The organism is Streptomyces phytophilus, from assembly GCF_013870535.1.
GTDB classification, from domain to species: domain Bacteria; phylum Actinomycetota; class Actinomycetes; order Streptomycetales; family Streptomycetaceae; genus Streptomyces; species Streptomyces phytophilus.
This window is the reverse complement of sequence record NZ_JACBXC010000973.1, coordinates 1-2,323: the sequence shown is the minus strand read 5'-3', so window position 1 is coordinate 2,323 and position 2,323 is coordinate 1. Positions and strand designations below refer to the sequence as shown.

Annotated in this window: 3 protein-coding genes; all 3 read left to right on the top strand. The window is 71.2% G+C overall.

Annotated features, from left to right (window positions below; translation table 11 throughout):
• A partial coding sequence (locus tag H5J30_RS27915) for a peptidoglycan-binding domain-containing protein (protein WP_181790072.1) occupies positions 1-418 on the top strand: 418 nt, incomplete at its 5' end.
• 135 nt (positions 419-553) lie between these two features.
• Complete coding sequence (locus H5J30_RS27910; protein WP_220189445.1) at positions 554-838, top strand: hypothetical protein; 285 nt, start codon at positions 554-556, stop codon at positions 836-838.
• Positions 839-1,318: 480 nt separating this feature from the next.
• Positions 1,319-2,197 (top strand): hypothetical protein, encoded by an 879-nt coding sequence (locus H5J30_RS37005; protein WP_258563567.1) that lies wholly within the window; start codon positions 1,319-1,321, stop codon positions 2,195-2,197.
• The last annotated feature ends 126 nt before the right edge of the window (positions 2,198-2,323 follow it).

The following is a 2,323-nucleotide window of genomic DNA, read 5'->3' as shown; positions in this document are numbered from 1 at the left end:
GAAGGACGACGACGGCGAGGAGACTGCCCCGCCGTCCCCGAGCCCCTCCGCCACGCGCGCGTCCCAGCCGCCCGAGAGCCCCGGCGGGACCGCCGACCCCACCACCGCACCCACCCGCCCCGACGCCACGTCGGCGAAGCCGACGGCCCCCGCCACGACGTCGGCGCCGCCCGCGGACCCGTGGGATTCGTGCACGTACTACTCGGGCACGGCCCTCACCCAGAACGGCGACACCGGCGAGCGCGTCGTGCAGGTCCAGTGCATCCTCCGCGCCCGCGGCTACGACCTCGGCGCGGGCGGCGTCGACGGCATGTTCGGCGAGAGCACGGAGGCGGCGGTCAGGAAGTTCCAGTCCGCGAAAGGGCTGGCCGTCGACGGCCAGGTGGGCCCCGACACCTGGGGTGCGCTGCGCGGTTGACACCCCGCGGGGGAGCCCGGTGACCGGCCGTAGCGCCGCGTGCGCCGGGCGGAGTATTCGTACTCCGGCCGCCGCGCGATTGTATTGACGCCTGTACTCTGCCCGGCAGAGACGCACGGCCACGGGGGACGAACGATGAGCGATCTGTGTGTGGACTATGCCCGCCTTCAGGTGATCGAACGCGATCTGGGCATCGTCAAGCGGGAGTTCGAGAGCTGCGAGGAGCATCAGGAGCGGCTTCGCGGAATATACGGCTCCGGTACGGTCGCGGACGCGATGGAGGACTTCACCACCAACTGGGACCGGCACCGCAAGGAAGTGCTGGAGTCCGTGAAGTCCGTCGGGGAGATGGCGAGCAACGTCCATCAGTCGTTCCTCAAGACGGACACGAAGCTTGAGCAGGAATGCAAGGGTGAGTGACGGCCATGGCCCGCCCCACCGACTGGCAGCCGCTCGCCGAATCCGATCCCGTACCGGGGAACGTCGAGGACATCCGTGACGAGGCCGCCCGGCTGAAGAAGATCGGCGAGACGATCGAGTCGCAGGTCGGCAAGTTGCGCGACATCGGCAAGGACGGCGCCCTGAAGGGCAAGTACGCCGACAGGCTGCGCAGCGCCGCGACCGATCTCGCCGGCAAGATGGAGAAGACCTCCGGGCGCTACAAGGCGGTGGTCGGGCATCTGTCGTCGTGGGCGACCGACCTGGACGACGCGCAGAAGGCCGCCGAGCGGGCGCTGACGAAGGCGCAGAGCGCCGCCGGGTCGATGACGGACAACAAGCCCGCCGGACAAGGCGGCCGCGCCGGACGCGCCGGAGCCCTCGGCCGCGGAGAAGGACGCGGAGAAGCAGCGGGAGAAGGCGTACGGGGCGGCCGAAGGGGAGTTGGAGGAGGCGCGCCGGATGCTGGGGCGGGCGACGTCCGCCCGCGACTCCGACGCCGACACGGCCGCCGGGCGCATCAAGAAGTCCATCGACGACGACGTCAAGGACGGCTGGTGGGACAACGTCAGCGACTTCGTCGACAAGTATGCCGACATCATCAAGATCGTCATCGATGTCATCAGCTGGGTGGCCACGGCGGTCGCGATCATCTCGCTGTTCATCCCGGGCCTGAACGTGGTGGCGTTCCTGCTGATCGCGGGATTGCTGGTGGTCGGGGGCAGAGCCCTGCTCGCGGCCACCGGCAACGCGAGCTGGACGGAGGTGCTGGTCGACTCCATCGGGCTGCTGACCATGGGCATCGGCCGCGCCGGGATGGCGGCGCTGAAGGGCACCAACGCGCTGACGAAGACGGCGGCGACCGCGGCCCGTTCGCGGCAGGTCGCCACGAACCTCGCCGGGTCGTCCGCGAAGCGCACGGCGCTGGGCAAGGTGCTGAGCAGCCGGACGGCGAGCGCCGCGCAGAAGCGGGCGGCGCGGGCGCAGATCGACGCGCTGAAGAAGTCGGCGCGGCGGCAGGCGACGAGCGTGCCGCAGAACCTGCCGTCGGTGGGGCGCCTGGGCAGGATCCTCAACATGGGCGACACCGAGGGGCTGTCCCTGCTGCGCAACATCGGGCGCATCTCGGACCGCTTCCCGGGCCTGGTGGGCGGTGGTGCGGCGGCGCACGCGGGGGCCGCGTACACGGCCTCTCTGGGCGCCGCCTGGACCGGTACGATCGTCGACCTCGGCGACAAGGCGTTCGGCAGCAGCGACATGCTGCCCTTCAAGCCGTTCAACGAGTCGTACAACGACTGGAAGGGCGACACCTGGAAGGCGCCGATCGGCTCGACGTGGTGACCCGCCCGGTGCCGTGACGCCCGGTGGCCCGGTGGCCGGCCGCCCGACGTGAGGAGGAGCCGATGGTCTTCCTGCCCCGCCGCACCACCCCGTCCGCGCGGGGGCGCGCCGACGGCCCGCTGCTGG

What these genes read in the sequence shown, in the direction of transcription:
- H5J30_RS27910 (WP_220189445.1), top strand. Translation starts at nt 554, where the DNA reads ATGAGCGATCTGTGTGTGGACTATGCCCGCCTTCAGGTGATCGAACGC.
- H5J30_RS37005 (WP_258563567.1), top strand. Translation starts at nt 1,319, where the DNA reads ATGCTGGGGCGGGCGACGTCCGCCCGCGACTCCGACGCCGACACGGCC.